Genomic DNA, 1796 nt, shown 5'->3' with positions numbered 1-1796 from the left:
ATCCCGCCAAAACCCCACATAGGTGAGCGAGCGTCGGAGTGGCCTCGCTTCGATGCCCTCTGGCAGGGCGGCGCGGGGTAGTGCAAGCTTGGTCCAGAACCGGCGGGACACGAAACGGATCAGGGGAAGCACATGGTGGAGCACTTTGACACGGTGGACGAATACATCGCGTCGCGCCCTGACGAGGTGCAAACCATCCTTCAGGAGATCCGGCGACGGGCCTTGGCAGCAGTGCCTGGAGCGGAGGACAGGATCAGTTACGGTATCCCCACCATCACGCTCGACGGCCATTACGTGGTGTACTTCGCGGCGTGGAAGCACCATATTTCCGTCTATCCAGTGCCCGACGGCGGCGAGGACTTCAAGCGCGAAATCGCCCCTTTCCGGGCGGCGAAAGGCACCTTGAAATTCCCCTTGGGCAAGCCGATGCCGTATGAGCTCATCGAAAAAGTGGCGACCCTGCTGGCTGAGCGCGGGCGGCAACGGAACGGCTACTGACAACCAGGCAGCGCGGGGGTACGGTACAGCCATGCGCCGCGATGAGCTTGAGCACGCCATCCGGGCCGCCACGGATATCATCCACGGCGACCGGGTGATCGTGATCGGCAGCCAGTCAATTCTGGGATCGTTCACGGAGGACCAGTTGCCTCCGTCGATCACCATGTCGGATGCCGTCGACATCGCCCCGTTTTCCGACGACGACGCCGGCACGCTTGCGGACAGCATCGACTCCGCCCTTGGTGAGTGGTCACCCTTCCACAAGGAGTTCGGGTTCTACGTCCAGGCTGCCGAAAGGGAGACTGCCGTGCTCCCGGAGGACTGGGAGTACCGCCTTGTCGGTGTGCGCAATGAGCAGACCCGGAACAGCACCGGGCTTTGCCTGGATCCCTACGATCTCTGCGCGGCGAAGCTCATTGCGGCACGCCCCAAAGACCACGCGTTCGTTCTGGCACTTATCGAGTCATCCCTCGTCGACCGCGTCCGGCTCGTGGACAGAATCAGGCTGATCGACCCATCCGAGCCTCGCCGCGATGCGGCCCTGTCCTGGGCCATGTCCGTCTGACCCTGCCCAAACCCGTCCCAACCCGAAGGAGCAAGCTAATGACCAAGGTAGTGGCGTTCATGTCGATGTCCCTCGACGGCTACGTGGCGGACCTTGAGGACGGCGTCGACGAGGTCTTCGACTGGTACTTCGCAGGCGACGTCGACGTCCCTACCTTCAACCCGGGCTTCACATTCCATGTTTCCGAAGCGAGTGCCCAACACCTACGGACCTTGATGGGTGAGGTGGGTGCGATGCTCACCGGGAGACGCACCTCCGACCGGGCCGACGCCTGGGGCGGCCAGCACCCGTTCGGCGTGCCCGCGTACGTCGTGACTCATCAGATGCCCGAGGGGTGGCCCCGTTCCGACACCGCGGTGCATTTCGTCACCGACGGGCTGGAAAGCGCTGTCGGGCAGGCAAAGGCGGCCGCTGGCGACAAGATCGTCGGCATGCACGGGCCGGACACCATTCGGCAGTGCCTCGATGCCGGTCTGCTCGACGAGATCCGCATCGACCTGGTTCCGCTGCTGCTCGGATCCGGTATCCGGATGTTCGATCGCGTTGAGAACGTGCCGCTCACTTTGGGCAACCCGACCGTCGTCGAGGGCGTTGGCGTCACCCACTTGAGCTATCCGGTCCTCAAGGAGTAGGCGTCACGCAGGGCAGCTTTTTGAGTCCGTGCCACGAGCCAAGCCGCGGAATTCCGCGGTTGTCAAACCCAAAGGAATCCAAAAAGTCGCGCAGCGTGACG

At 63.4% G+C, this 1796-nt stretch carries 3 protein-coding genes; all 3 read left to right on the top strand.

Translation table 11 applies throughout. The annotated features are described in order from the left end of the window. The first annotated feature begins 132 nt into the window (after positions 1 to 132). Genes KNN17_RS22215 through KNN17_RS22205 form a run of 3 tightly spaced genes read left to right on the top strand, consistent with a single transcriptional unit; the run spans position 133 to position 1695 of the window. Positions 133 to 498: an iron chaperone gene (locus KNN17_RS22215; protein WP_241711077.1), complete on the top strand. Its 366-nt coding sequence runs from the start codon at positions 133 to 135 to the stop codon at positions 496 to 498. A gap of 31 nt (positions 499 to 529) precedes the next feature. Further along, positions 530 to 1063, top strand: a complete 534-nt coding sequence (locus tag KNN17_RS22210; RefSeq protein WP_241711076.1) for a DUF6036 family nucleotidyltransferase — start codon at positions 530 to 532, stop codon at positions 1061 to 1063. A gap of 38 nt (positions 1064 to 1101) precedes the next feature. Beyond that, positions 1102 to 1695 carry a dihydrofolate reductase family protein gene (locus tag KNN17_RS22205; protein ID WP_241711075.1) on the top strand — a complete coding sequence of 198 codons (594 nt, stop codon included), beginning with the start codon at positions 1102 to 1104 and terminating at the stop codon, positions 1693 to 1695. The last annotated feature ends 101 nt before the right edge of the window (positions 1696 to 1796 follow it).

Source organism: Arthrobacter bambusae (assembly GCF_022606295.1).
Taxonomy (GTDB): Bacteria; Actinomycetota; Actinomycetes; order Actinomycetales; family Micrococcaceae; genus Arthrobacter; species Arthrobacter bambusae_A.
Note: the sequence above shows the minus strand (reverse complement) of the source record. Positions and strands in the feature narration are given on the sequence as shown.